The 25,739-nt window shown below is 54.0% G+C and carries 30 protein-coding genes and 1 tRNA gene; 9 read left to right on the top strand and 22 right to left on the bottom strand.

Going from position 1 to position 25,739, the window contains the following annotated elements:
- Positions 1 to 143: 143 nt before the first annotated feature.
- A complete protein-coding gene (locus ACMZ66_RS05680) occupies positions 144 to 932 on the bottom strand; it encodes a helix-turn-helix domain-containing protein (protein WP_416935276.1) in 789 nt (262 codons plus the stop codon).
- A gap of 309 nt (positions 933 to 1,241) precedes the next feature.
- Between ACMZ66_RS05680 and ACMZ66_RS05685 the strand changes: the two genes are divergently transcribed.
- Positions 1,242 to 2,315 (top strand): EAL domain-containing protein, encoded by a 1,074-nt coding sequence (locus tag ACMZ66_RS05685; RefSeq protein WP_416935278.1) that lies wholly within the window; start codon positions 1,242 to 1,244, stop codon positions 2,313 to 2,315.
- Positions 2,316 to 2,336: 21 nt separating this feature from the next.
- Here the strand turns inward: ACMZ66_RS05685 and ACMZ66_RS05690 are convergent, their stop codons facing one another.
- A complete protein-coding gene (locus ACMZ66_RS05690) occupies positions 2,337 to 2,963 on the bottom strand; it encodes a TetR family transcriptional regulator (protein ID WP_416935280.1) in 627 nt (208 codons plus the stop codon).
- Positions 2,964 to 3,126: 163 nt separating this feature from the next.
- Here ACMZ66_RS05690 and ACMZ66_RS05695 point away from each other — a divergent pair, with 163 nt between their 5' ends.
- The gene (locus ACMZ66_RS05695; RefSeq protein WP_416935282.1) at positions 3,127 to 3,966 is read left to right on the top strand and encodes an SDR family oxidoreductase; all 840 of its coding nucleotides are present in this window, start codon (positions 3,127 to 3,129) and stop codon (positions 3,964 to 3,966) included.
- A 69-nt stretch (positions 3,967 to 4,035) separates the two neighbouring features.
- Here the strand turns inward: ACMZ66_RS05695 and ACMZ66_RS05700 are convergent, their stop codons facing one another.
- The 6 genes from ACMZ66_RS05700 to ACMZ66_RS05725 form a co-directional block, all read right to left on the bottom strand.
- On the bottom strand, positions 4,036 to 4,755 hold the full coding sequence (locus tag ACMZ66_RS05700) for a GntR family transcriptional regulator (RefSeq protein ID WP_416935284.1): 720 nt from the start codon (positions 4,753 to 4,755) through the stop codon (positions 4,036 to 4,038).
- A 54-nt stretch (positions 4,756 to 4,809) separates the two neighbouring features.
- Positions 4,810 to 6,090, bottom strand: a complete 1,281-nt coding sequence (locus ACMZ66_RS05705) for a TRAP transporter large permease (RefSeq protein ID WP_416935286.1) — start codon at positions 6,088 to 6,090, stop codon at positions 4,810 to 4,812.
- Positions 6,090 to 6,542, bottom strand: coding sequence for a TRAP transporter small permease (locus ACMZ66_RS05710; protein WP_416935288.1), 453 nt, complete (start codon positions 6,540 to 6,542; stop codon positions 6,090 to 6,092). Before ACMZ66_RS05710 ends, ACMZ66_RS05705 begins: the two co-directional genes overlap by 1 nt.
- Before the next feature lie 88 nt (positions 6,543 to 6,630).
- Positions 6,631 to 7,614 carry a C4-dicarboxylate TRAP transporter substrate-binding protein gene (locus ACMZ66_RS05715; RefSeq protein ID WP_416935290.1) on the bottom strand — a complete coding sequence of 328 codons (984 nt, stop codon included), beginning with the start codon at positions 7,612 to 7,614 and terminating at the stop codon, positions 6,631 to 6,633.
- A 380-nt stretch (positions 7,615 to 7,994) separates the two neighbouring features.
- Positions 7,995 to 8,924, bottom strand: a complete 930-nt coding sequence (locus ACMZ66_RS05720) for a helix-turn-helix domain-containing protein (RefSeq protein WP_416935292.1) — start codon at positions 8,922 to 8,924, stop codon at positions 7,995 to 7,997.
- A gap of 146 nt (positions 8,925 to 9,070) precedes the next feature.
- Positions 9,071 to 9,397 (bottom strand): hypothetical protein, encoded by a 327-nt coding sequence (locus tag ACMZ66_RS05725; protein WP_416935294.1) that lies wholly within the window; start codon positions 9,395 to 9,397, stop codon positions 9,071 to 9,073.
- 160 nt (positions 9,398 to 9,557) lie between these two features.
- Between ACMZ66_RS05725 and ACMZ66_RS05730 the strand changes: the two genes are divergently transcribed.
- The 5 genes from ACMZ66_RS05730 (at position 9,558) to ACMZ66_RS05750 (ending at position 13,778) form a co-directional block, all read left to right on the top strand.
- Positions 9,558 to 10,457 carry a LysR substrate-binding domain-containing protein gene (locus ACMZ66_RS05730; protein WP_416935296.1) on the top strand — a complete coding sequence of 300 codons (900 nt, stop codon included), beginning with the start codon at positions 9,558 to 9,560 and terminating at the stop codon, positions 10,455 to 10,457.
- A 198-nt stretch (positions 10,458 to 10,655) separates the two neighbouring features.
- The gene (locus ACMZ66_RS05735; protein ID WP_416935298.1) at positions 10,656 to 11,564 is read left to right on the top strand and encodes a DMT family transporter; all 909 of its coding nucleotides are present in this window, start codon (positions 10,656 to 10,658) and stop codon (positions 11,562 to 11,564) included.
- Positions 11,565 to 11,804: 240 nt separating this feature from the next.
- A complete protein-coding gene (locus ACMZ66_RS05740) occupies positions 11,805 to 12,881 on the top strand; it encodes a DMT family transporter (RefSeq protein ID WP_416935300.1) in 1,077 nt (358 codons plus the stop codon).
- Between the two features lie 62 nt (positions 12,882 to 12,943).
- On the top strand, positions 12,944 to 13,288 hold the full coding sequence (locus ACMZ66_RS05745; protein WP_416935302.1) for an ArsR/SmtB family transcription factor: 345 nt from the start codon (positions 12,944 to 12,946) through the stop codon (positions 13,286 to 13,288).
- Entirely contained in the window at positions 13,278 to 13,778 is a 501-nt protein-coding gene (locus ACMZ66_RS05750) for an SRPBCC family protein (RefSeq protein ID WP_416935304.1), read from the top strand. Before ACMZ66_RS05745 ends, ACMZ66_RS05750 begins: the two co-directional genes overlap by 11 nt.
- A 63-nt stretch (positions 13,779 to 13,841) precedes the next feature.
- Here the strand turns inward: ACMZ66_RS05750 and ACMZ66_RS05755 are convergent, their stop codons facing one another.
- Entirely contained in the window at positions 13,842 to 14,297 is a 456-nt protein-coding gene (locus ACMZ66_RS05755; RefSeq protein ID WP_416935306.1) for a GNAT family N-acetyltransferase, read from the bottom strand.
- Positions 14,297 to 15,613 carry a diguanylate cyclase domain-containing protein gene (locus tag ACMZ66_RS05760; RefSeq protein WP_416935308.1) on the bottom strand — a complete coding sequence of 439 codons (1,317 nt, stop codon included), beginning with the start codon at positions 15,611 to 15,613 and terminating at the stop codon, positions 14,297 to 14,299. The genes ACMZ66_RS05755 and ACMZ66_RS05760 overlap by 1 nt, the downstream gene beginning before the upstream one ends.
- Before the next feature lie 365 nt (positions 15,614 to 15,978).
- Between ACMZ66_RS05760 and ACMZ66_RS05765 the strand changes: the two genes are divergently transcribed.
- The gene (locus tag ACMZ66_RS05765; RefSeq protein ID WP_416935310.1) at positions 15,979 to 16,740 is read left to right on the top strand and encodes a GNAT family N-acetyltransferase; all 762 of its coding nucleotides are present in this window, start codon (positions 15,979 to 15,981) and stop codon (positions 16,738 to 16,740) included.
- A 78-nt stretch (positions 16,741 to 16,818) separates the two neighbouring features.
- Here ACMZ66_RS05765 and ACMZ66_RS05770 read toward each other — a convergent pair whose 3' ends face one another.
- The 3 genes from ACMZ66_RS05770 to gstA are packed head-to-tail and all read right to left on the bottom strand — an operon-like array spanning position 16,819 to position 18,035.
- Complete coding sequence (locus tag ACMZ66_RS05770; RefSeq protein ID WP_416935312.1) at positions 16,819 to 17,040, bottom strand: tautomerase family protein; 222 nt, start codon at positions 17,038 to 17,040, stop codon at positions 16,819 to 16,821.
- A 3-nt stretch (positions 17,041 to 17,043) separates the two neighbouring features.
- Positions 17,044 to 17,427, bottom strand: a complete 384-nt coding sequence (locus ACMZ66_RS05775) for a nuclear transport factor 2 family protein (protein WP_416935314.1) — start codon at positions 17,425 to 17,427, stop codon at positions 17,044 to 17,046.
- Positions 17,427 to 18,035, bottom strand: coding sequence for a glutathione transferase GstA (gene gstA, locus ACMZ66_RS05780; RefSeq protein ID WP_416935316.1), 609 nt, complete (start codon positions 18,033 to 18,035; stop codon positions 17,427 to 17,429). The genes ACMZ66_RS05775 and gstA overlap by 1 nt, the downstream gene beginning before the upstream one ends.
- A 73-nt stretch (positions 18,036 to 18,108) precedes the next feature.
- Here gstA and ACMZ66_RS05785 point away from each other — a divergent pair, with 73 nt between their 5' ends.
- Positions 18,109 to 19,041 carry a LysR family transcriptional regulator gene (locus ACMZ66_RS05785; protein ID WP_416935318.1) on the top strand — a complete coding sequence of 311 codons (933 nt, stop codon included), beginning with the start codon at positions 18,109 to 18,111 and terminating at the stop codon, positions 19,039 to 19,041.
- 92 nt (positions 19,042 to 19,133) lie between these two features.
- On the opposite strand, the gene ACMZ66_RS05790 is transcribed toward ACMZ66_RS05785, so the two are convergent.
- The 9 genes from ACMZ66_RS05790 to iscU all read right to left on the bottom strand — a co-directional run bounded on the left by ACMZ66_RS05790 (position 19,134) and on the right by iscU (position 25,719).
- Positions 19,134 to 19,210, bottom strand: a tRNA-Met gene (locus ACMZ66_RS05790).
- 167 nt (positions 19,211 to 19,377) lie between these two features.
- A complete protein-coding gene (gene mnmA, locus ACMZ66_RS05795) occupies positions 19,378 to 20,523 on the bottom strand; it encodes a tRNA 2-thiouridine(34) synthase MnmA (protein ID WP_416935320.1) in 1,146 nt (381 codons plus the stop codon).
- Positions 20,524 to 20,653: 130 nt separating this feature from the next.
- Entirely contained in the window at positions 20,654 to 21,358 is a 705-nt protein-coding gene (tenA, locus tag ACMZ66_RS05800) for a thiaminase II (RefSeq protein ID WP_416935322.1), read from the bottom strand.
- A gap of 126 nt (positions 21,359 to 21,484) precedes the next feature.
- Positions 21,485 to 21,679 carry a Fe-S cluster assembly protein IscX gene (iscX, locus tag ACMZ66_RS05805; protein ID WP_416935324.1) on the bottom strand — a complete coding sequence of 65 codons (195 nt, stop codon included), beginning with the start codon at positions 21,677 to 21,679 and terminating at the stop codon, positions 21,485 to 21,487.
- 61 nt (positions 21,680 to 21,740) lie between these two features.
- On the bottom strand, positions 21,741 to 22,076 hold the full coding sequence (locus tag ACMZ66_RS05810; protein WP_416935326.1) for a ferredoxin family 2Fe-2S iron-sulfur cluster binding protein: 336 nt from the start codon (positions 22,074 to 22,076) through the stop codon (positions 21,741 to 21,743).
- Between the two features lie 156 nt (positions 22,077 to 22,232).
- Positions 22,233 to 24,131: a Fe-S protein assembly chaperone HscA gene (hscA, locus tag ACMZ66_RS05815; protein ID WP_416935328.1), complete on the bottom strand. Its 1,899-nt coding sequence runs from the start codon at positions 24,129 to 24,131 to the stop codon at positions 22,233 to 22,235.
- Between the two features lie 25 nt (positions 24,132 to 24,156).
- The gene (hscB, locus tag ACMZ66_RS05820) at positions 24,157 to 24,777 is read right to left on the bottom strand and encodes a Fe-S protein assembly co-chaperone HscB (protein ID WP_416935330.1); all 621 of its coding nucleotides are present in this window, start codon (positions 24,775 to 24,777) and stop codon (positions 24,157 to 24,159) included.
- A gap of 154 nt (positions 24,778 to 24,931) precedes the next feature.
- Positions 24,932 to 25,273 (bottom strand): HesB/IscA family protein, encoded by a 342-nt coding sequence (locus ACMZ66_RS05825; protein WP_416935332.1) that lies wholly within the window; start codon positions 25,271 to 25,273, stop codon positions 24,932 to 24,934.
- 44 nt (positions 25,274 to 25,317) lie between these two features.
- Entirely contained in the window at positions 25,318 to 25,719 is a 402-nt protein-coding gene (gene iscU / locus ACMZ66_RS05830) for a Fe-S cluster assembly scaffold IscU (RefSeq protein ID WP_416935334.1), read from the bottom strand.
- Between the last annotated feature and the right edge of the window lie 20 nt (positions 25,720 to 25,739).

Below are 25,739 nucleotides of genomic sequence, written 5' to 3' on the forward strand. Positions count from 1 at the left end.
CCACCGCGTGGGTCATGTCGCATTCCGATCTTGTCTTAACTATCGGAACGGAAGATGACGGAATTGACGCGATCCGTCTTTGCCCAAACTCCAATAATTGAGCCCAATCAGCCGATCATTAGACAAAGAAGGACCGTGGTAGTTTAGGCGCCAGGCAGGTTTAGCTTCTGCCGTCGGACTGAAATCGGCGACATACCAAATCGGCGGGAAAACGCGCGTGAAAAGGCGCTTTGATCAGTAAATCCAACCTCTTGGGCAACATCGGCCATCGAGAGTTCAATCTGATCATCTTGAAGCATCGCCCACGCGGTTTGCAGACGCTGCTCGGTCAGCCAACGCATCGGGCTGGTGCCAAGATGTTTTTGAAACGCCGTAAAAAGGCTGCTTTCCGATTGTGCGGCGATGCGTGCCATATCGGTGATGCTGATGTCGTCAGCCAAGCGGGTTTCGGCCCATGCCGTCACGCGGATCAAACGGGACGGAACGTCGGAATGTCGAAGACCATCCACTTTTCGCGTGTGTCCCAAAATCGCGCGCAGATTGCCCAGCATCGCGTTGGAACGGGTATCCGCGTCCGCGTCATCGCTATGTCTAGTTTGCCCATCAAGCAGCCCGACAAGGCTTCCTTGATGCCCTGATTGCAGCTCCAGATAACTCGACGCACTTCCTGCTTTGTGCCAAAGCGCTTCGATCCCGGATTGACGCGCGAGATTGATATCCACATCGAGGACTAAAAAGCGATTGAGCCCCTCTGCCCGGAAAGCATGGGTTCGGCCCGCTTCGACAAAGGCAAGCTGACGGCCACACACTTCCCCACCACGCCCTTCGACCTCAAGCTCAAGCTTGCCGAGATCGGAGATAATGATCTGGTGAAAATCGCTGTGACTGTGGCTTTCCGCCTGAGCGCGATAATGTCGCAGGCTGTAGTGCATTTTGTCCTCAAAGCCGGCGAACCAATCGCCAATCTAATGTCGAGACTGAATTAACTTTACCAGTTGCGTTGCGTCCAGACAGTGAAAATCGCATCATTGGATGGATGATATCCCTTGTCACATCGCCCGTTGGGCAAACTCAGTTCAACACAGAACGCAGCACCTATTGAACCTATGATATTGATAAATATATCACTTATTTCATGGAACTGTTCTTGTTCGCATCACGTATGGTATAAAACGAAACATTAGAATACATCGCGACACACAAAACGATGTTGCGAAGCTGCCAAGACAACCGGGGAGAAGATGATGACCTATTGTGAAAAGTGTGACTCCAATCCGGAAATCGCGCCGCGCACGGGCACCCTGTTTCTATGGCCACCGGTTGCCCACACCACGGGCAAAATCCTTGCCGGTGCAAAATCGATCGGTGTGGGTGTTGAAAAGTCGCCATCGGTTGCGACACTTTCCATCCATTACAGCCGCCCCGGCCTGCGCGCCCTGATCGATGCGATTGCCAAAGACCTTCTTCCCGAAGAACTCTCTGATACCAAGGCATTGATCATGCCGGAAAACCAAAACCCCGATATTGATGATATCGCCCGCCTGACCAGCCTTGGCGCGATCCGGGCTGCAATTGGTGCCGAATGGCTTGGTGATTTGCTGCGTGACCAGCGGCTGAATTCCGCATTCCAGCCGATATTTCCGATCCATGACCTAAGCACGCCTTATGCCCATGAATGCCTTGTCCGTGGTGCCGCACCAGATGGCACCGTGATCAGCCCGGCCCAGCTGTTTGACGCAGCACAATCGGCAACGCTTCTGTTTCAACTTGACCGGGCGGCGCGTGCGGCGAATGTCCGCAATGCCACCAAGGCCGGTGTCAGCGGTAATCTGTTTATCAATTTCGCGCCCAGTTCCATCTATGATCCGGATTCATGCCTGCGTTCGACCATTGATGTGGTCGAGGAATGCAATCTTGATCGCAGCAATGTCGTGTTTGAAGTGACCGAAACCGAAAAAGTCCGCAGCACCGAACATCTCAGCAATATTCTGGAATCCTATCGCGCATCGGGCTTTCGCGTGGCCTTGGATGACGTTGGATCAGGTTATTCCACATTGAACCTGTTGCCGGAATTGCGTCCCGACATCATCAAGATTGACCGCGAACTGGTTGATCATGTGGATGGGGACAAATTCAAACAGGCGATCGTCAGCAAGCTGATCGCACTGGCAAAACAGCTTGATATTCAGGTCGTTGCCGAAGGCATCGAACGCCGCGAAGAACTTGAATTCCTTGCCGAACATGATGTCGATTACGTGCAGGGTTACCTTCTTGGCAGACCGGCATCGGCCCCGTTCAGTCCCGCTGCATCTTGATCCGAAGCGGATAACGCCGCGTTAGACCTGCACCATCTCTTCGATTTCCCGGCGGACCATGCGTTTATAGCTCGCCACGATCTCGCGTCCTTCGCTTGGCGGGACTGAAATGGCAAGGCGCATGGTGGCCTCCCCGCTATACATGATCAGCAAGCAGCGAGCTGAAAACACTGACGCATCGCCATCATTTTTGCGAATGCGCAGGATTGCGCGTGTCAGCTGATCGGCATTGGCACGGCTGACTTCCATTTCCATATCCCGAAGCGTTTTATCAGCCTGGGTTCCGGTCCAGATGTCGCAAATGACCGGCTCGGCCAGAAACAGCTCGTAATAGGTATTGATCAACTGATCAAAGGCTGCGATCAGCTCCTTGGCGGTTTGCGTTTCGGCCAATGCCTCTTCGATGCAATGCTGGGATTCATCGTTATAACGATCAGCAAGCGCATGAATGATCGATGCCTTATCAGGGAAGTATTGATAAAGCGATCCGATCGAGACTCCCGCCTTTTCTGCCAGTTCGCCCATCTTCATCGCGTCGCTGCCATGGGTAGAAATCAGCTCACACGCGACTTTGAGGATGTTCTCGACCCGCTCGCGGCTTCTTTTTTGCGTTGGCGCTTTGCGCATCTTTTTTGCATTATCTGGCAATTACTTACATCCCGTTTTCACCTGCAAGTTCCGTCTCGTTTCACGACGGCTTGCAGGATTTTGATCGCACGACTCTCTTGACGAACAAAATACGAGGATTTATCACATTTGGCAAATGTGAGGATTTATCACATTTTGAAAACTCAAATCAGGAGCCATCAAAATGCAGACCAAACCCCGCTTTCTTGTTCTTGGCGCAACCGCCAAAACCGGCCGTCGCGTTGCCGAAAAACTGATCAAAATGGGCCATGATGTGCGCGCTGTTTCGCGTTGTACCGACATCGCCTTTGACTGGACCAAACCCGAAACCTGGGACGCCGCATTGACCGATATCGATGCGGTCTATGTCACGTTCCAGCCCGATCTGGCGGTGCCGGGATCTGATGAAACCATTGCGGCCTTTGCCAAGCTGGCCCTTACCAAGGGTGCAAAGCGCATGGTGATGCTGTCCGGCCGTGGCGAAGATGCCGCCCATCGCGCCGAGGATGCCCTGCATCAGTCAGGCGTTGAAGCAACCGTCCTTCGCGCCAACTGGTTCTTCCAGAATTTTAGCGAAGACCTTTTCCTGCCCTATATCCAGCAAGGCACCCTTGCCCTGCCCGCAGGCGATATCCCCGAGCCATTCATCGATACCGATGACATTGCTGATTGTGCGATTGCCTGCCTGCTTGATGATCAGCATATCGGCCAGACCTATGAGCTTTCCGGACCACAAGCCATGACCTTTGCCGATGTTACGAAAGTCTTGGGCGATGCTTCCAACCGCAAGATCGACTTCATCCCGATCACCCTTGATCAAATGGATGAAGGCATGAAAGCAGATGGCGTTCCGGACGATTTCCGTTCGCTGATCCGCTATTTGTTCACCGAAGTCCTTGATGGCCGTAACAGTACGCCGACCAATGACGTTGAACGCATCCTTGGCCGCAAGCCAAACAGCTTGCAGAACTATGCCCAAAGCGTTGCCAAAACCGGTCTTTGGAGCATCGCAAAAAGCGCCTGATGTAAAAAAGGGCGCGCAACCGGCTTGGTGCGCGCCCTTCTCATCAATTAGCGACCATCGAAATAAAGGCTATAGAGCAAACAGTGCCTTGTTTTCTTCGATGATTTGCGGAAGACGCTCCATGCTTCCCGAAAGGTGCTTTCGCATTTCTGCACTTGCAGCAATGCCATCACCCGACTGAATGGCGTCAATGATGGCCTTGTGGCCTTCAAGCACGGAAACCATTTTACCAGCCCGTGGCAGATCAAGGGTCCGCACCCGGCCAAGATGACCACTGCGTGCAGAAATCTGCAGATGCAGGTTTGACTGGTTCACACCGTTAAACAGGGCGGCATGGAAACTGTCATCAAGCTGCTTGTACAGATCAATCTGTTCAATATCGCCCACCAGCGCCTCTTGCATCTTAAGAATGCCCTTGGCCTTGGTCACCGCCGAAGACTTTTTAAGCTCGGACAACTGACGGACAACCTCGCATTCCGCCGCAACACGCAGGAAATGTTCCTCGCGGATCCGGTCGACATCGATCTTCGTCACCACCGTGCGAGATTGCGGGTAAGAGACAACAAGCCCGTCCTGCTCAAGACGCATGATCGCTTCGCGAACAGGGGACTGACTGACCTTGAAGCTTTCAGCCAGTTCCGCACGAACAAGGGTGGTTTCCGGCAAAAGTGCCAGCGCGATAATCCGGCTTCTGATTTCTTCATACACCAGTGCTGACGCCGGGACATGGGCATTGGCTTTGATACCCGCTTCATGCATCGCGATCAGTCCGCTCGTAGATGTGTTCATATTCATCTATCTCCCTGGCAATTCTACGAATGCCTAAATCCTTGTGATCACTCATTACATTAATGTGTTGGGCAACAACAACGTCAAACTTGGCACCGCCGCCATCAACACAAAGAAGATCAACATCGCAATGAAGAACGGAATGGATGCCCGGCTATAGGCACCGGTTTTGACATCCAATATCCCGCACACGGTAAACATGATCACGCCAACAGGCGGCGTCAGCCCGCCGAAATTGATCAATGTGACGATCAGAATGCCCATATGAACCGGATCGTATCCGGCATTGACAAGAACCGGCATGACAATGGGCGTCACCAGCAAAATATTGGCAGCGCCTTCGAGGAACATGCCGCTTACGACAAGAACCGCGACGACCAAAATCAGGATCATGGTCGGATTTTCGGTCAGTGTGGTCACAAATTCCGTGATCTGCTGCGGGGCACGTTCGATCGTCATGGCATAGCCCAGAACAGCAGCCATGATGATCAAAAGCATCACCATGCCCAAATCAGAAATCGATCCAGTCACCGCTTCTTTGAACTTGGCAAAATCAAGTTCGCGATAAACGAACAGGCCTACGCCAAGTGCATAAAACACAAGGAATGCGCCCGCCTCGGTCGCGGTAAACAGGCCAAACCGGAAACCGACGATCAGGATCACCGGAAATGCCAGCGCCCAGATGCTTTCAGAAAAACTTGAAAGCAATTCCTTGCCAGCCGGGAATTCAGGAAGGTCGGGTTTATAGCCGTTTTTGCGTGCGACAAACCACGATGTCACCATCAGAACGACGGTCAGGCAAATGCCCGGCACAACACCCGCCAGGAATAGCCGGCCGATGGAAACTTCGTTTACAAACCCGAACAGGATCAAACCGATGCTGGGCGGAATGGTCGCGGTAATCACCGAACCAAATGCCAGAACAGCAGCCGTTGACGCCTTGGAATAGCCCTGCTTGATCATGCTGGGACCAAGCAGACGCGCCTCCATCGAGGCATCCGCAACCGCCGACCCGGAAATGCCCCCCATCATAAAGCTCAGCACAATGGAAACCTGTGCCAGGCCACCGGCCATCCAACCGGTCAGAAGACGGGCGAATTTAACAAGCCGGTAGGTAATGCCGGTCACGTTCATCAAATTGCCGGCCAGAATAAAGAACGGTACGGCCAAAAGCGGGAAGCTTTGCGTGGCTGTGACCATTTTCTGGATCACAACAGTTGGGGGCATCGCACCACTGACGACAAAGACGGGGATAGAGGCAAGTGCCAGCGCAAAGGCAACCGGCATACCAATAATCAGAAAAACGCCAAACAGGCTGGCAATCACAATCAACATCAGTTGGTCCCCCTGTTCCGAATACGTCGAACAAGCTGAGACACCATGGTTCGCATCATAAGCAAAAGACCAACAACCATCGACGCATGGATGTAGGAGGCATTGATTTGTGCCGCACCCACCAGACGGGGATGCATCAGGATCATGTTGGTCCAAGCGTAATTCAACAGAAACGCAAGGAAGCCGATGACCACAACAATATTAAAGATTTCAACCAGCGCACTGGCGCGCGGTGACAGGATTTCTTGCAAGACCTGAAGGCCGAAATGACGGTCTTCCTGCATGGCGATGTCGGCTGCCAGCATGCAAAGCCAGGCAAAAATAAGCTGCGCCATTTCCACCGACCAGATGATCGGCGATCCCATGGCACGCGCCACCGATGCAATGGCCACAAGGATCACGACAGCGACAAGCAATCCCCCGGCACAGGCAAACTCAATACGCTTGAGCATGTATTCTATTCCATCTTGAAGTTTGAAGTGCGTTGCCCTGCACAGAAGGCAACGCACATTCGTAAGGCAGAAGGTTTCGCAAGAGTGCTTAACGCCCAAGGACCTTGTTAACGATCTTTGCCTCTGCTTCGAGATCAAGCATCTGGTAAACCGGTGCGACGGCTTCCTTGAACGGGGCAAGATCAACGTCGCTGACTTCAACACCGCTTGCGGCAACGTCTTTAAGTGCCTTCTCGCCAAGCTCAATGGTCAGGCCCGAAGCATAGCGACCATTTTCAACCGCCAGATCACGCACGATCTGCTGGTTTTCCGGTGAAATTTCGTCCCATGCCTTGGCCCCGACGACAAGGGCAGTAACCAGTTGAATATGACCGGTTTTGGTCACGTTCTTGATCACTTCATAAAGCTTGGCATTCCAGATTGCGGTCGGCTGTGCTTCGGCAGCGTCAATCGTGCCAAGCTGAAGGGCCGAATAAACTTCGCCCCAGGCAATCGGGGTTGGCTCTGCCCCCATCGCGCGGATGGTTTCAATCCAGACCGGTGCGCCGATGGTGCGCATACGAACACCGGAAAGATCGCCCGGATTTGCCACAGGTTTCTGGGTCAGTGCATGACGTGCGCCCTGATACCAGTTTGATGCAATCATCACGAGACCGGATTTCTCACGCAGTTCATCGCCCCATGCGATGTAATCGTCAGACAGGGCGAATTTGTCAGCCTGTTCGTATGTATCAAACAGGAATGGTGCTGACATGATGGCAAGTGACGGCACGAAGCTCGACAAGCGGGCGACATCCGTCACGGTACCAACACCGGCCCCGGCGCGGGCCTGATCGATCATTTCGGTCGTGTCGCCAAGCTGTGAGTTGTGGAACACCTCGATGATCACATCACCATTGGTGGCCTTTTCCACATCCGCTTTGAATTTTTCAAGTCCCTGCCCCATCGGATCGTTCGGTGCCAATACCGTCCCGATGCGAAGCGTTGTTTCCGCCATTGCCGGCATTGCAACCGCGGAAACCGTGCCCGCAAGCACAGCACAGAATCGGAGTGATTTGAGCGTAAGTCTCATTTGGTAGTCCTCCCGTTAAATTGGCATTTGCCATTAATTGATATTTTAGTTTATTTGAAATCTTAGTGATCGATTAACGATCTTGTCAACAAGATTTTCAACTTGTAAAAATCGTTATTATTCAAATACTTAATAAATATCGACCCGATCATCGACCGCGCACTTGTAATCAACCAAGGCAAGATCAGTGAGCTAACTCATTGGTAAAATTTGGGAATTTTCGCGCTAATCAGCATGATCGACGATGCCGCCATCCGGGCCGTCAAACTGGTCAAAATTGATCACGCGATGACAACACGACCATGAATTTTACATGGTCGCGCCATTTGCGTGTTCAAAGCAGATGAAAATCGATCGGAAGATTGCAGCTTCTTGCGCGCTTACCGCGCCACGCTGCGATACTTGGCCGGAGTCAATCCGGTGATGGCATTAAACCGGGTTGTCATATGCGCCTGACTGGAAAAACCGGTGGCATGGGCAATTTCGGCCACCGACAACTTGGGATCTGTCAGCATGTTTTTTGCTGCTTCCACCCGACGGCGCAGGACATATTTATGCGGTGCCTCGCCAACCGATTGGCGGAACATCCGGGCAAAGTGATAGGCCGAAAGATCGGCAACGCTTGCCAGTTCCTCGATCGTCAATGGCTGATCAAGATTGGCTTCGACGAAATCAAAAACGCGCCGTTTGACCCGTGGTGACAAGCCACCGCGCACTTTGAATTCAAGATCGCGCCGCGTTGAATAGCTGCGCAGCATATGCCCCATCAAAAGCTGCCCGGCATTGGACATGGCCATACGATCGGCTGGCACATCCCAATCAAGGGGCAGGATTGCCTGACGCACGGTTTGTTCGATCAAGGGATCGAGGAAGAAGGTCTTTTCGGGAACTTCGACCGCGTTGGGTTCGATATCAAAGGCCTCGACCACCGCACGTTCCCAAGCCGAATGCGGGATATAAAGATGGAACAACTCCACCTCACCCTGCACGACCCAATCTGATGTCATGTGGGCGGGCATCAAACAACACCGGCCCGGACCACCGCCGGTCAGCGGATCGGTTCCAATTTTGCGCTGAATGCCCGTACCACCAGTGACATAGAGACTGATGGTATGGTGATCGGGATCGGTATAGCGGGTCAGGACATCGGCCTTGCGCCGCCAATGGGCGACCGAAATGCTGTCACCAAAATCGCCCGCGCGCAGCAGATTTGCATCCCCAATCAACTGATTGAAGACTTCAAATTTCTGATAGCGCCCGTTGGGTTGAAAACCCGACTGGGACGATGAGGCGACAATAGGCTCGGACATCGATGGTTCCTGTATCTTGGGGACCAATCATCGCACCGCGATCCAAACTTGCAAAGCCCGATCAAAGCAACCCTGCCCTGTTTTGCGCAAGAATGTGAAAACAGGGCAGGATCGGGGGTAGCTGATCACCAACTTGGGCTTAAAGCCTAATGACGATCAGACGGGGTTGGCCAGTGCATCAACGGGCCAGACAGCACATCACCCGCATGCGGGAATTGTCCGGCACGTTTTTGCTGGCTTTCATACAATTCGGCCGGGGTCATGGTGGTGATGTCGCGAAGGGTTGCCGGATCAAGGGCCAGGATTTCCTTGATCGATTTTTGCTTTTCCCACTCTGCCCGCCAGGCATCAAGCGCCTTGCGCAGATGACCAAACAGGCCAATGGGCGAGGTTGAAGGTTTGTCTGAAACACGCTCCGCACCGTGAGGCCCAAGCGCAATCGTGTCATATCCATGCGATATTACGGTCTTCATGATGAGCATCTCCAAAAGTTGATGCGCCAATGATGAGCCTTTCTCATTGATTAGACAAACGAGAAGATTTAACCTTATCTATTAGAAATTCTCACACATAGTTTGACAGCGTCCATCCCACCGTGCGGGACCATGACAGTCACAACCAAAGAGGCTGGCGATGAATTCCACTGCTCCGATGATTTACAATCTGGATCTTGATCTGGCGCGCACCTTTGTCGCGATCTGCGAGACCGGGAATTTTTCGCGTGCGGCCGAACGGGTTCATCGAAGCGCATCAGCCATCAGCCTGCAGGTCAAAAAGCTTGAAGGCATGGTGGGGCGCGAGCTGTTTAAACGCGAAACGCGCAAGGTCACAATGACCGAAGATGGTGAGGTTTTGCTGGGCTATGCCAGACGGCTTTTGAAGCTCAATGACGAAGCCATGTCGCATTTCCATGCCCCGGAATTTTCCGGCACGGTGCGGTTGGGTGTGCCCAACGATACTGGCATTGTTGCGATCCCGGAAATCCTGAAACGTTTTGCGCAAAGCCATCCGCATGTGGATGTCGATGTGCATCTTGGTCCGACGCGCAATTTGCGTGACCGCATTGCCACAGGCGACATCGACATCGCGATTTTTAGCTTCGATCCCGAACTTGATCGCCAGCCCCCCATTCATTCCGAACCGCTTGTCTGGTTGGCTGCGCGCCACGGCACGGCACTTGATAAACGCCCGCTTCCGGTTTCCATGGCCGAACCCGGATGCTATTGGCGGACCATGGCGCTCAAATCACTTGATGAAGCAGGCCTGGAATATCGTGTTGCCTATACCAGTGAATTTTGTCAGGCGCAGATTGCCGCTGTTCGCGCCGATCTTGCGATTGCGCCCCTTCCGATCAGCGTGATTTCCGATGATCTTGTCCATCTTGGTCCGCGTCATGGATTGCCGGAACTTGGTGAATACCGAATGACCCTTGCCATCCGTGACGGCCATGGCCCGGTCGAAACAGCACTGGCCGAACATGTTGTGGCTGGCTTCAGGAAAATCTCGGAACGCGGCATGCGTGTTTTTGCATGAGCATCGGGACGCCCCCCAACGCCCTATTGATCAATCAAACCTGATGGCAAGAATGTAAAACTCACCGCAAGAACGTGAAAGCCGCCAGATAAAACTTGTGGCTTAATCGGGGATATCGGATATGCCCCACATATCCGTTGCACAACCACCTCCCCGCGCCACCAACCTTTTGCGGGGTGTTTTGAAAGCCCCAATAAGATGACTGCCCTTTTATTCATAATCGTCACAGCCTGCTGGGGATTTACCTGGTACGCGATCAAGCTTCAGATCGGGCCGATCCCGGTTGAAATTTCGATCTTCTATCGCTTTGCGCTCGCGGCTGCCGTGCTTTGCGGCTTTTTGCTTTTGACGCGTAAATGGCGTCCGGTGCCGTGGCGCGCCCATCCGTGGATCGTGCTTTTGGGCTGCGGGCTTTTTGGCATCAACTTTATCCTGATGTATTCGGCGACTGCCTATATCGCATCGGGCATTGTTGCCGTGATTTTCACCACCTCGACCATCTTTAACGCGCTGGGCAACTGGGCGTTTTACGGCAACCGTCCGGGGATGCGTTTTGTCTTTGGTGCGGCCTTTGGTCTTGGCGGGATTGCCTGCCTGTTTGCCAATCAGATCTCTGCACTTGCCCATAACCCGCATGCGATCACGGGCATGTTGCTCGCCATGTGTGGAACGGCGGTGTTTAGCTGCGGCAACATGGTCTCGGTCAAGCTTCATGCCATGGGCATTCCCAACCGCGATGCGGTCGCGCGCGGCATGATTTATGGCACCGTATTGCTGTTCATCTTTGCAAGCTTCCGTGGTCAGACCCCGGTCATGCCAACCGATCCGCTTTATATCGGTGGCCTGCTTTATCTGGCCATTCCGGGATCGGTCGTGGCGTTCATCGCCTATCTTGCGCTGGTCAATCGGGTTGGTGCAGGTCGCGCGGCCTATGTCACCGTTCTGTTCCCGGTTGTCGCCCTTACGGTATCGACCTTCCTTGAAGGTTATGTCTGGACGCCGATTGGTGCGACCGGCCTTGCCATGGTGCTTCTTGGCAACATCACGATATTCGCCAAGCTACCGAAATTCATTGGAACAAAAGCCAAGCCCCTTGCGCAGCAATAGCATCGCAATCATTTAAGCGATCCGCAAACGGGGTGCCAAAAGCACCCCGTTTTTTGTTGCCTGCTCCACCCCGCATGCCCGCCCAGCGATCATTGCGTCGCCGCGATCAATCTTGATCGGGTCATGCACATCCATGTCCGAATCTGGCGAGCATGTGACCCTTAACATCCGTATTGTTCGCTCACCCCGCGCCACCACCAAACCAGCGCCTCCCAACTGCCACCAGCGATTGGAATGACCATGTTACCCACAGAAATCACGCCCCACACCCACGCCCCCGATGACAGTTTCGAGAACAGCAAATACGCCTATGCCATCCGGCTTGAGTATGGCTGTGACCCGGATATGATTGGCACCCGACCGATTGAAAGCCCCAAAATGCCAACAACAAAACCCGACCTTAAGATGGATGGCACAAGCTGGATCATGCTTTTGATCCTCTCAGTCCTGTGGGGTGGATCGTTCTTCTTTACCGAAATCGCCCTTGTTGATTTGCCACCCTTTACCCTTGTGCTGTTGCGGGTCTCCATCGCATCCGTGATCTTGTGGTGGGTGGTTTTGTTGCGTCATATCCCGATCCCGCGCGATCCGAAATTCTGGGGCGCGATTGCGATTATGGGGGCGTTTAACAATCTTGTGCCCTTCTCGCTGATCGTTTGGGGCCAAACCCATATTGCCAGCGGTCTGGCCGCGATCCTGAACGCCACCACCCCGCTTTTCACCATCGTCATCGCCCATATTGCGACCGACAATGAAAAGCTCAATCTGCGCAAGGCGCTGGGCGTTCTGATCGGCTTTGCCGGGGTGGTGATTATTATTGGCCTACCGGGCGACGCCACCGCGCCAAGTGATCCGGAAGCCATCATCTCGCCCTTGAGCGTATTCGCACCCTTTGCCGTTTTGCTGGCGACGTTTTGCTATGGCTGCACGGGGGTGTATGGCAAACGATTTGGTGGCATGAACCCGATCCTGACGGCAGCAGGCATGACAACGGCATCAAGCATCATGCTGATCCCGCTTGCTGCTGCCATCGACACCCCATGGGCACTACCGATGCCAGCCCCGCAAACCATCCTGGCCGTGCTTGGCATCGCCGCACTTAGCACCGCACTGGCCTATATCCTTTATTTCGCGATCCTCAAACGTGCCGGGGCATCGAACCTTTTGCTTGTCACCTTTCTGATCCCGGTCAGTGCTATCCTGCTTGGTGTCGGGTTTCTTGGTGAAACCCTCCTGCCCCAACATATCGCGGGCATGGGCGTAATTGGTGTCGGGCTTGCCGTGATTGATGGTCGGTTGATTTCCAAAAAAGCGTGATGAAAACAGAATTTAAAACTTAGCCATTGACCTAACTATTAAACACAACTATAGTTAGCCGCATGGATAAGTATGACACATCACTCGACACCATCTTTCACGCGCTGGCTGATCCGACCCGTCGGGCGGTCGTCCAGCGCTTGGTGAAAGGACCAGCACCGGTGAAAGAGCTGGCAGAGCCCCATGACATGGCCCTGCCTTCTTTCATGAAGCATTTGGGTGTGTTGGAAGACGCGGGATTGATCGCCTCGGAGAAACAGGGCCGTGTGCGCACCTGTTCGTTCAATCCTGAAAAACTGGCCGCAGCAGAGAAATGGTTTGATCAACAGCGCGCCCTGTGGGCAAGCCGTTTCGATAATCTCGACACACTGCTGGCATCAATGCAGGAAGGAAACGATGAAACCTGATCTACGCTTTAACTTTATCGCCGATATGCAAAAAAGCACTTTGACCGTGCGTCGCGAGTTCGCCGCAAAACGGCAGTTGGTTTGGGATTGCTACACCAAAAGCGAGCTGCTTGATCAATGGTACGCCCCAAAGCCATTGACCACGAAAACCAAATCCTTTGATTTCCGCGAAGGTGGGCATTGGCACTTTGCCATGATCGATCCGAACGACACCCATTACTGGAGCCGCACGGATTACGAAACGATCACGCCGATTGATGGCTATACCGGGCATGACAGCTTCACCGATGAAACGGGCGTTGCAAATCCGGACTTGCCGCGCTCGCACATCAGCATGAGTTTCACCGATCAGGGCAAGCATACGCTGATCGAAACCGTGGTGACCTATAACTCACCCGAGGACCTTCAGACCGTGATTGATATGGGTATGGAAGAAGGCCTGGCATCCACCCTTGATCGCCTGGACGAGCTTCTGTTGAAGCTGAACTAAGGCATCTGTGCGAATGATCTTACACAGGGCGGAGCCGTGAAAATCGGCTCTGCCCAGTGCGTTTTAGCCGCCAATTGGCTGCTCATAAACCACCCAGTTCGAAGCCTTGCCGATCCGATCATAAAGCTTTCGCGCTTCTGCGTTGTCCTTTGCGGTGATCCAGGCAAGCTTGAACCACCCGCGTTCCCGGGCGATTTCATCAAGCTCGGCCATCAGTGCTTCGGCAACACCTTGGCGACGTGCGGCTGGGGCGACAAACAGGTCATCAAGCTGCCCGAACCACGCACCGGTCAATGTTTCCGGCACCGCACGATATTGGGCAAAGCCGACAACCTGTGCATCCTTCACAGCCAGAAGGCATTCCATTGGCCCTTCGGGATCAAGGATCCAGCGCCATGTGGTTTGCAACACCGCCTCGGACGGCGTGCAATCATAGAACGCCATATAGTCCGTAAAAAGCTTGGCCCAGGCATCATGATCGGCCTGTTCGGCGGCGCGGATCATCATTGCGGATGTCATTACTCTGCCCCTCCTGCGCCAATGCGATAAAGGTTGGTTCCCTCCGCCTTGGCGGCATACATCGCCTGATCCGCCAGATGGATCAAGGTATCAAGTGTACGGGCATGTTCGGGATAGATCGAAATACCAAGGCTGGCGCCAACCTGATACGTCTTGTCGTCCGAGGCCATCGGGGCCGAGACTGCACCAAGTATCTTGTCGGCCAGTCCGTGGACCTCGGCATCGGTTTCCAGATCTTCCAGCACGACGGTAAATTCATCCCCGCCGATGCGTGCCACGGTATCCGATGCGCGAACGGCGCTCATTAATCGTTGACCGGTGGCGATCAAAATACGGTCGCCCGCCGCGTGACCACGCTGGTCGTTGATTTGTTTGAAACCATCAAGATCAATGAAGACAACCGCGACACGCTTTTTATGGCGCTTGGCCCGCTCAATCGCCTTTGACAGACGATCCTCAAAAATGATCCGGTTGGGCAAACGGGTCAGCGGATCATTAAAGGCAAGATCACGGATTTGATCCGATGCTTCGCGTTCTTCGGTGATGTCACGCACGACCCCCATCATTTTGACGGTTTCGCCCGTGCCATCCTTGATCACGTTACCGGTTTCACGCAGCCAGCGAATATGCCCATCCGGCCAGACGACCCGGTATTCTTCGTCATGGTTTTCCCCGGTTTCGATACAACGAAGTTCGCCTTGGCGGACGCGTTCACGGTCATCGGGATGCACGGCATCGCAGAACAGGGAATAGCTTGGCGTGACCTCGCCCGGTTTGTATCCGAACATGCCATAGATCGCGTCCGACCAATAAAGCTCGTCCGTATCAACCCGCCAATCCCAGGTCCCGATACGCGCGAAATACTGGCTTTGTTTGAACCGATGTTCGTCGTCAGTTACCCCTGCGCGTACACGCGAAAGATCATGCACCAGTAGAATGCGCGTATTACCACCCTGCTCACCCGGACCGACACATGATACTTCAACCGGGAAAGCCACACCGTTTGCGCGAACCGCGTCCATACGAAACGTGGCATCCGCCAGCACATCGCCCGCAGGCATTTCAGGCAGAAGATCGGAAAGAGCAATATCTGCTTGCGCGCCATCGGTTTGGCCAAACATGCGCGCAGCGGCCACGTTAACGCCAATCACCACGCCACGGGCATCAACTGTCAAAACGCCGTCAGAAGTGCCCGAAATCAGCCCATCAAGTAGATTAAGCCGTGCCCGCGCTTGCCTTCGCAATCGGATCATATAGGCCACCGCGCCAACGGCAAGGATGGCAAAAACAATCAAGAAATGAACGGCGTAAGGCATCGATGGGCGTGGTCTTTTCAAGTAAATTCGTAGCGCTGAATATATACATACGTCCGTATAATGAAAAGCCAACCTTTGAGCAGAAATTATCCTTACGGGAAATCATCACCCGGCCTATCGGGCAAAAGCAGGCCGCGTCGAACAAACTCCTGATCCCAAACGTTTGGCATCTTCGGGCAGCGGAGTGATCTGATGCACTTCATCTTGGCGCGACAATCACCATTTAATTAAGCACAGCACCATTCCGCACGTCCTTTAACCTACTGATTGCCGTCAGATAATGATTTGACGTCCGTCAAATTCGCAAAGGGTCAAAGTTGGATATTCATCAAGAGTTTTTCGGAACAGAAAGCAGCATTACCCTGATGAAAAGGAGTGCGTCGCTTTGGTCATTGTTAAAGGACAATCCAAGATTTGCCTATTACGGCCGGACAATCGCCCTGTCCGATATAGAGACCGATACTGCTGAAATCCTTGGATCAATCGCATCTTTGCTCGGCGCATCTGTTGCCTATTATTACCCGAAATATAAGGCCGATGACTTATTCGCAGAGCTAAAAGAACGCGGTTTTTCGTGCGACCGCCATGAACATTATTGGGGTGGTGACGCCGCCTATGAGGCCAGCCGTCAAATCCTTGAGAAACACACGCTACCAGATGATCTGTCGATTGTTGCACTCGACCAATCATCTCCGACTGCACTGGTTGCCGATGTTGCGGCACTTTGCCAATCCTGTGATGTCATGCCCGTACCGGGTGCCATCATGCGGGGTCAAGCCAGGCGTGGCATCAACCTTGTGGCGATTGATGCTGCCGGCGTGCCGGTTGCAAGCGCATCCTCGTTTGTGATGCATCATCCGTCAGGGCCCTGGCCAAACGATGTGTTTTGGGGGATGCTTGCCACGCGCGAAGACAGACGTGGCCAAAAGATCGGCTTGATCCTTGGCGCCAATGCAATCATTCATATGTGGGAAAAGGAAGCCGCCAGAGGTTTCATGACAGGCGTTCGCCATGACAACCCCTCCTCCCAAGCGCTTTGTAGAAAACTGGGGGTAACGGACTCTGACTGGATTTACGCATCCTGCATTAACAATGAAGTCCTTGGCCGCGCCAGCGTCACCAAATAGGTAATCTCTCATTTGCAAATCGTCAAAACGAAACAAGCCCTACACTAAGGAATGCAGGGCTTGTTTGAATTTCAGCACCTAGTTCTGAGCTGCCCTGATCTTGCGGACCGATTGCCCCGAAATCCCCCAATCATCGAGGGATACTTCATCAATCACGACAAAGGTCGTGGCAGGTGATTTGTTCAGAACATCCTGAAGCAGATCGGTCACGCCCTTGATCAGCTGAGCTTTTTCTTCGGGCGTTGGGCCGGTTCCATCCGGTCCGCCTTCGCGGGTAACCTTGATATTGACGTATGGCATGGCTTAGCCCTCCTTCGTTTCGTGATAGGCGAACACCTTCGTGATCACTTTCCAGCCGTCATCGGTGTGGATCAGTGTCAGCAGGTCCTGATAATTCCGGCCCATCATGGTCATGCGGGCCTCGACCAAGCCCATCTGACGGCCGGTTAACGTCACCCGATCAACGCTTTCGCTGCGTTTCTCGCCGCGTACCGCCGGCGGTTCGCGGTTATCGATCCGCGTCATATAGGCTTCCAGATCCATGAACTCGTGATTGCCCTCGGTCGCGTTGACATAGGCAAGTTCGGGATGAAAAACCGTGCGCAGAACGTCGCTATCAGAATGATAAAGGCCTTCGAAATAGCGCTCCATCAGGCCATCAATGGCAACCTCGTTGGCGGATTTCATCACACCAGCCCCTCGGCCTTCATGGCAGCCAGGGTCGCCGGGCGCGCCTGAATACGTGCAACAAACTTGGCAAGGTTCGGCCAGTTTGATAGATCGATTTCCTTGAAGTTCGCCCAGTTCACCAGAACGAAGGTGTAGGCATCCGCCACCGAAAAGCGGTTTTCGACAAGGTAGTCACGACCATCTGACAGCACGCTTTCAAGATGATCGAACTTTGATGCGACCTTGGTCTTTGCTGCAGCCTGCTCTGCCGCGCTTGCGCCGTCGGTAAAGAGCGGCCCCCAGGATTTATGAAGCTCTGCCGCAGCGAAGTTCAGAAACTGCTGCAAACGCGCACGTGCGACCGAGCCCAAGCTTGGCGAGAAGGCACGATCAGGATGGGTATCGGCGATATGCTGAAGAACCGCGACACCCTCGGTCAGATGCTCACCCGCTTTGATCTCAAGGGCTGGAACATAGCCATTCGGGCTGATTTCGCGATAGGCACGGCCGGTCTCCGTACGGCCCTCCTTGGTATCGACACTTTCGATGTCAAATTCTGCACCGACTTCGTGCAACATGATGTGGCTGGCAAGCGAACATGCGCCCGGAAGATAATAAAGCTTCATTGGTAGCTCCTTTGGTTTGGTGTATGGCCCCTTTTTGCCAAACCAGACGAGCAATTGATAATATCGAGTTTTCATGATAACGATCTATAAAATAGATCATCTTGAGGATCCGATAAATCTGGAACAACTCATCGCGGTTGACGCGGTTGTCAGCACCGGCACTTTTCGCGGGGCGGCAGACCGCCTGAACAAGGCGCAATCAGCCATCAGCCATCAAATCCGCAAGCTGGAGGATGAGCTGGGCTTTGCCATCTTCTCACGCGAAGACTATCGCCCGCGCCTGTCATCCGAAGGCGAAGTTTTCCTGCGCGAAGCAACCCGCGTGCTGGATCAGTTCCACCAACTTCAGGCCACAGCCAAAGAACTGCGCAGCACGCAGGAACCGCTGGTTCGGATTGCGCTGACCGCGACCATGTCGCTTGAGCCGATCCTGAAAGTCCTTGGCGAAATCGGCGATAAGTTCCCCAACACCCATATCGCTGTTTCGAGCGAAATGATGGGTGGCCCGCTGGCCCGCCTGATGAAGGGGAATGCCGATCTGATCATCGCGGGGCTCGAAGGTGTCGATATCGATCATGTCGAAACCACCCCCGTCGGCTCGGTCGTCATCCGCCCGGTCGCGCATAAAAGCTTTGCCGTGGCACAGCGCAGCGGCATGCGGTCGCGCATGGAAATGCAAAGCTATGTTCAGGTGATTGTTTCTGGCACTGGCGGCCCGGATTTCGATCAATCACGCGATGTGCTTGCCGGTGGACGCCGCTGGACCGTATCAGATTTCGCCACCAAAAAATCCGTCATCATGAATGGCCACGGCTGGGGTGGCCTTCCCGAACACATGATTGCGGATGAACTCAAAAGCGGTGAACTCGTAGCCCTCAATGTCGAAGGCTTCCGCCCCCGCCATACCGAAGTCTTTGCCATCCGACGGCGTGATCAGACGATGGGTCGGGTATTGGGTGAGATTTGGCGGGCGCTTCAAAACCAGTCTGGGGCAGCGCAACGCTGATATACAGCTCAACGGTAGGGGAATTGTAGAAACCAGCCTTGGGCGTAGAAATGAAATAAGCCCTGCATCCCATGATGCAGGGTTTATTTAAATGGTAGCGGAGGAGGGACTTGAACCCCCGACACGCGGATTATGATTCCGCTGCTCTAACCAGCTGAGCTACTCCGCCACAAGTAATCTTGTGGTGTTCCGTGTCGTTCGGAACGAGGCGGTTTTTAAGTCAGGGAGCCGTCCCCGTCAAGCGCCTTTTTGACCATTTTGTCAAAAAAGATTCCGACAAAACCAGCAGGCGAGGAACATACGCCCTCGCCCACCATAATCGTTTGCCAGCTGGCTTCACGCTGCCGTTGCCGGATTGCTCAGAAGCTCTTCACGTGTTATCCAGCCACCACCCAAGACTCGCTCGCCCTGATAGAAAACGCCGGCCTGGCCCGGTGCGATGCCAAACTGGGCATCATGGAGCTCGATACGGGCTTCGCCGCTTGCTTCGGGGAAGACGGTTGCTGTGGTCGGCTGCATCGCCGAGCGCAGTTTTACTTCGACCTCGACACCCTTTTCATCGACCTGATCGCCATCAAGCCAGTTGAGCTCTTTGACATAGACCATTTTCTTGGCAAGGGCGGCTTTGGGGCCGACCACGACCTGACGTTTTTCAGGCACGAGTTTAACCACATAAAGCGGTTCTGCCGTGCCACCGATATTCAGGCCACGGCGCTGACCGACCGTGTAATGGATCAGGCCACGGTGATCGCCCATGACGTTGCCATCGATATCAACGATCTGGCCCGGTTCACCGGCCTCAGGACGGAGCTTTTCGACCAGACGGGCATATTTGCCATCCGGGACAAAGCAGATGTCCTGGCTGTCGGGCTTATCGGCAACTTCCAGACCGAACTTCGCGGCAAGTGCACGGGTTTCGGCCTTGCTCATCAAATGGCCAAGCGGGAAACGCAGGAAATCGAGCTGTTCCTGTGTCGTGGTAAACAGGAAATAGCTTTGATCGCGGTTCGGATCGGCTGCACGGTGCAGTTCGGCACGGCCACTGGCACCGAGTTTACGCTGCACATAATGGCCGGTCGCCATGCAATCGGCACCCAGATCATAGGACGTTTCAAGCAGATCGCGAAATTTGACGGTCTGATTGCATTTCACACACGGGATCGGGGTTTCGCCGCGCATATAGCTGTCGGCAAAGTCATCGATCACTTCTTCGCGGAAGCGTGATTCGTAATCAAGAACGTAATAGGGAATGTCGATATCCTCGGCCACTTTGCGCGCATCATAAATATCGCGCCCGGCACAGCAGGATTTCGCACGGGTCGGTGCGTTCGCACCCATATCATAAAGCTGAAGCGTGATGCCCACCACGTCATAGCCTTCTGATTTCAGAAGGGCTGCAACCGCAGAGCTATCCACCCCACCCGACATGGCAACAACCACACGGGTATCTTCGGGGGCCTTATCAAAGCCAAGAGAGTTCATTTTTCCCACCCATCTGCGGGTCAAGGCCGCAGCGACAAGAAGTTCATACAAAGTTCGATCTCAAACGACCAACGGGCGGCGCGTACGCCACCCGTGACGGTTTATTCGGGCTTATATAGGCGATGTTGACCTATTTTGCCAGATCAAGTCCCATCTGCCAGAAATCGGCTTCAAGGCGGCTTGCCTTGGCAAAGGTGTCCACCAGACCTTCGATGCGTGCTTCGCCGCCACGCTTGGCGACGGTGTGCTCAAGAAGGTCAATCTCGGCCCTTGCCACGTCCTGGAACTCATCGGACGCGTACATCTCAATCCATGCCCGATATGGATTGCCGTCGAGCTTTGTATCAGAACTTGCCATCAGGCGGTTTGCGATTTCGGCATAGCCAACCATACAGGGCATCAGGGCAGCTTGAAGATCAACCACATCGCCCTGAAGACCGCGATCAAGTACATAACGGGTATAGGTAATGCACGCCCGGGCTTCGGGTTCGGCGATGATATCGGCCTCGCTCAGCCCCCACCCCTTGCAGAATTCCAGATGCAGGTTCATTTCCATATCAAGGATCGCATGAACCGTGCCGGAAAACTGGCGCATTGCCGTCAAGTCTTCGGCCTTATAGACCGCCAGCGCATAGGCGCGCGAAAACTGGATCAGGAACAGGTAATCCTGGATCAGGTAATGCTTAAAGGCTGCTTCTGGCAGGGTGCCATTGCCAAGCTGCTTTACAAAATCGTGGCAGACATAGCTTTCCCAGGCATCGCTTGCGCGTGCGCGCAGTTTGCCAAACAGGCTATCGGCCGGGATGATGTCGGTGAAACTGGCGGTCTGGCTCATGGGGTGCCCTTCCCTGTCTTTTTTTGTGGTCGTTAAACAAAAACGGACCAGCCCACATCACGCAGGCTGGTCCGGAATGTCTGTGGTTTGTGTGCAGGCCGAATGGCGCACATCACACTCCCAAGATCAATCGCGTTCGTCGATCCAGGCCATCTGGATGGCTTCGAGAATCTTCTCGTTCGATTTCGCGGGATCGTCTTCGAACCCTTCAAGCTCGCAGACCCACTTATGCAGGTCGGTAAAGCGAAGGTTGAGGTTATCCTTGTCAGGATGTGCTTCCTCAAGCTCGATCGCGATGTCCTGAATATCTGTCCAACGCATATTCGTCTCTCCTTTGGTGCCGGGATATGGCGACGCCTACCCGGTCAAAAGAAGGTCAAACTTACTTGTCGACCATCATGTTGCGGGTCGCAGCCGGCAGCATAACGCGCAGGCCGTCAAGCTCGTCGCTCATGATGATCTGGCAGCCAAGACGCGAGGTCTCGGTCAGGCCGAAAGCAAGATCAAGCATGTCTTCTTCGTCTTCGGACGGCTCGTCGAGTTTATCGAACCAGTCTTCGTCCAGAACAACGTGGCAGGTCGAGCAAGCCAGCGAACCTTCGCATGCACCTTCAAGGTCAATGCCGTTCTTATGGGCAGCTTCCAGTACGGACAGGCCGTCGGCAACGTCGAATTCCTTTTCGGTGCCATCGGTCTCAACAAAAACGATCTTAGGCATCTGTGCCCTTCTCCTCGGTAATACTTTTCGTTCGATCTCTGTTTGCGTCTTGCCTTTGACAAGACGCTTTGTCCGACCTGACCTTTGGCGGTTGCACGGGACAATCGCCGCAAGTGGCCGGTTTGTCAATTATGCCAGTGCCAATTAGTTCACTTATCAGTTCACTTCATCGACATTTTGCCCGGCAAGTGCCTGGCGGATCCGGCTATCCATACGTGCTTCGGCAAATGGTCGGGACGCATTTTCAAGCGCCTCGGCCGCTTCGTTAATCGCATCACGATCATCGCATGCCATTGCTGCTTCCAGCTTGGCAATCGCATCATTGATGTTTTTATCGTCCTCGGCAGTCAGCAGATCCCGATCCGCTTCCATTGCGGCGCGCACCGCCAGAATATTACGGCGTGCTTCAACGCGTGCTTCGGTCAGGACGCGCAATTCCATATCTTCGCGGGCATGAACCATGCTGTCGCGCAGCATGTTGGCCATATCCACCTCATTGATGCCATAGGTCGGCTTGACCGCGACTTCCTGTTCGGTACCGGTGGTTTCTTCGCGTGCCGATACGGTCAAAAGACCATCCGCATCAACGTTGAACTGTACCCGAATGCGGGCAGCACCAGCCGCCATCGACGGAATACCGGTCAGAACAAAGCGCGCGAGCGAGCGGCATTGATCAACCATTTCACGTTCGCCCTGCACCACATGGATCATCATGGCCGACTGGCCATCCTGATAGGTGGTGAATTCCTGGGCCTTGGCGACCGGGATCGGCGTATTGCGGTCAATGACCTTTTCAACAATCCCGCCCATGGTTTCAAGCCCAAGCGACAGCGGCGTCACATCGAGAAGAAGGTTATCAGAACCACCTGTAAGTGCCTCTGCCTGAAGGGCAGCACCAAGGGCGACAACTTCGTCCGGATCGATATCCGAAAGCGGTTCTTGTTCGAACAGATCGGCGACCGCCTTGCGCACGGCAGGCACACGGGTCGAACCACCGACCAGAACAACGCCTTTGACGTCTTCGGCCAGAATGTCCGCGTCATCAAGAACCTGTTCGGTGATTGCAGTCGTACGCGCGACCAGCTTGCCAATCAGCGCTTCAAACGCGTCACGGGTGACGGTGTGTTTGGTTTCAGTGCCGTTCAGGTCAACAGAAACCTCAACCGCATCCTGATCAGTCAGGCCTTCTTTGACCTTACGTGCGGTTTTAAGCAGGCGTTTGGCGTCCGATGCATCAAGCGCATCCGTCGCACCGCCGTCTTTGCGTTCTGCCAGAAGATGTTCGGCAATCGCGTGATCGAAATCATCCCCACCAAGGGCCGCATCACCGCCGGTTGCCTTCACCTGGAAGACACCCTTTTGCATCTTGAGCAACGAGATATCAAAGGTCCCGCCGCCAAGATCGTAAACGGCATAAAGCCCCTCTGCCCCGTTATCAAGGCCGTAGGCAAGGGCAGCCGCGGTCGGCTCGTTAACCAGACGCAGGACTTCGATCCCGGCAAGCTTGGCCGCATCCTTGGTCGCGGTACGCGCGCCATCATCGAAATAGGCCGGAACCGTGATCACGGCCTTTTCGACCGGCTTATCAAGGCTTTCTTCGGCACGCGCACGCAGCGCGCGCAGGATATCAGCCGATACCTCAACCGGGGTCAGAACCCGATCACCGACATTCAAGCGCACCATCATCGGCTCGCCATTTTCGGTTTCGGATTTTTCCGGGACTTCGACATGATATGGAAGCGTTCCGGCAACCGATTTGACGTCTTCAAGGCCACGACCCATCAGGCGCTTGACCGAAGACACCACACGGTTGGCATCGGTATTGATGTGATCACGGGCTTCTTCGCCAACCACCGGTGCGTCTTCGCCGTAATAAACGACGGACGGCACGATGGCATTGCCACCGGACTTGTCGCGCAGCACTTCGGGTTTTTCTTCGCGTGAAATCGCAACAACCGAGTTGGTGGTACCAAGATCAATACCAACAGCAATCTGGCGCTCATCTTCGTGGGGAAGCGGCGTTTCACCCGGTTCGTGGATTTTAAGCAGAGCCATGAATTCTATCCGTTATTTTAAATGATCAGGCAGCGGCAAGGCGCGACTTCTTCGCGCGCGCTTCCTCGGTCATTTTCATCAGGTATCTCAGACGGGTGGTGAGTTTTTTGGCAACGTCAAACGCGTCATTGGTCAGTGCTGTACCAAGTTCCGCTTCACAGGCGCGGGCCTGTTTGCGGGTATCCTTGATCATCGCATCAATGGTGCCCTTGTCTTCGGCATCATGAAGCGCTTCGCGCATTTCCATCGCTTCCATCAGAAGTTCCGGATCATTGACGGTATGGCCTTCGCCACCCTCGGGTTCAATGCCGGCCAGACGCAGCATGTAATGCGCGCGTGCAACCGGGTTTTTCAGTGCCTCGAAAGCCTCATTAAGGCTGGCAGCCTGTTGGGAAGACAGAGCCTGCTCACGACCGGATTTCGATGCGAAACGGTCAGGATGGAGCAGTTGCTGCTGTTTAAGATAGGTTGCTTCCATTGCGTCGATATCAACGACAAAGGAACGTTCCAGGCCAAAGCGGGTGAAATGATCAAGCTGGCCCGGAGCCTGAATGGCGTTGCAGGTGTCACAAAACAGTGCGCTGACTTCAACCGGTCCCTTGCAGGACCAGCAAGCTTTGTGTGCTGGATGTTCTGTATTGCTCACGCGATGCACTTCCGAGGATTAAGACAAAAACAAATCAGTCAAAAGGACGGTCTAAAAACGTGGTTGCGCACAACCAACCGGCCTTTTCAGGCGATGGCCCCGGCGATGAAACCGGGGCCATTACCAAACAGAAAGCAGGGAAAGCCCGGCCTGATCAGACGTGGAAGGATTCACCGCAACCACAACGACCTTTTTCGTTGGGGTTCCGGAAAACGAAACCTTCTTCCATCTTGTTGACCTCGTAGTCCATCTCGGTGCCAAGCACGAACATGATGGCTTTGGGGTCGATCAGGATTTTCACGCCATCTTGCAGCTCGACGACTTCTTCGAAGCCACTGGCATCGTCAGCATATTCGAGCGTGTAAGACAGGCCCGAACACCCTTTGCTGCGCACACCAAGCCGAATGCCGTGCGAGGGTTTGCCCCGGCTATCAAGCAGTGCCTTGATGTGATCAAGCGCAACCGGTGTGACAGAAATCGGTGACGGCAGAGCCATTTTCTTCTCCTGAACTTCCGAAAACGAAGCGATGGTGACGCTGCTTATTCAGCAGCGTCAGCAGCCGCACCGTTTTTGGTTTTGTAGTCGCTGATGGCTGCTTTGATCGCGTCTTCAGCAAGGATCGAGCAGTGAACCTTAACCGGCGGAAGTGCGAGTTCTTCAGCAATCTGCGAGTTCTTGATCGAACCGGCTTCGTCAAGCGACTTGCCCTTGACCCATTCGGTGATCAGCGAGCTCGACGCAATCGCCGAACCGCAACCAAAGGTCTTGAACTTCGCGTCCTCGATGATGCCTTCCGGGGTTACCTTGATCTGCAGCTTCATAACGTCGCCACAGGCCGGTGCACCAACAAGACCGGTACCGACAGCAGAATCATTCTTGTCCATCGAACCGACATTGCGCGGGTTTTCGTAATGGTCGATCAGTTTTTCACTATAAGCCATGGTCGTTCTCCAATAATCTT

It is taken from the genome of Thalassospira sp. (genome assembly GCF_048059015.1).
In the GTDB taxonomy this organism is placed as follows: Bacteria; Pseudomonadota; Alphaproteobacteria; order Rhodospirillales; family Thalassospiraceae; genus Thalassospira.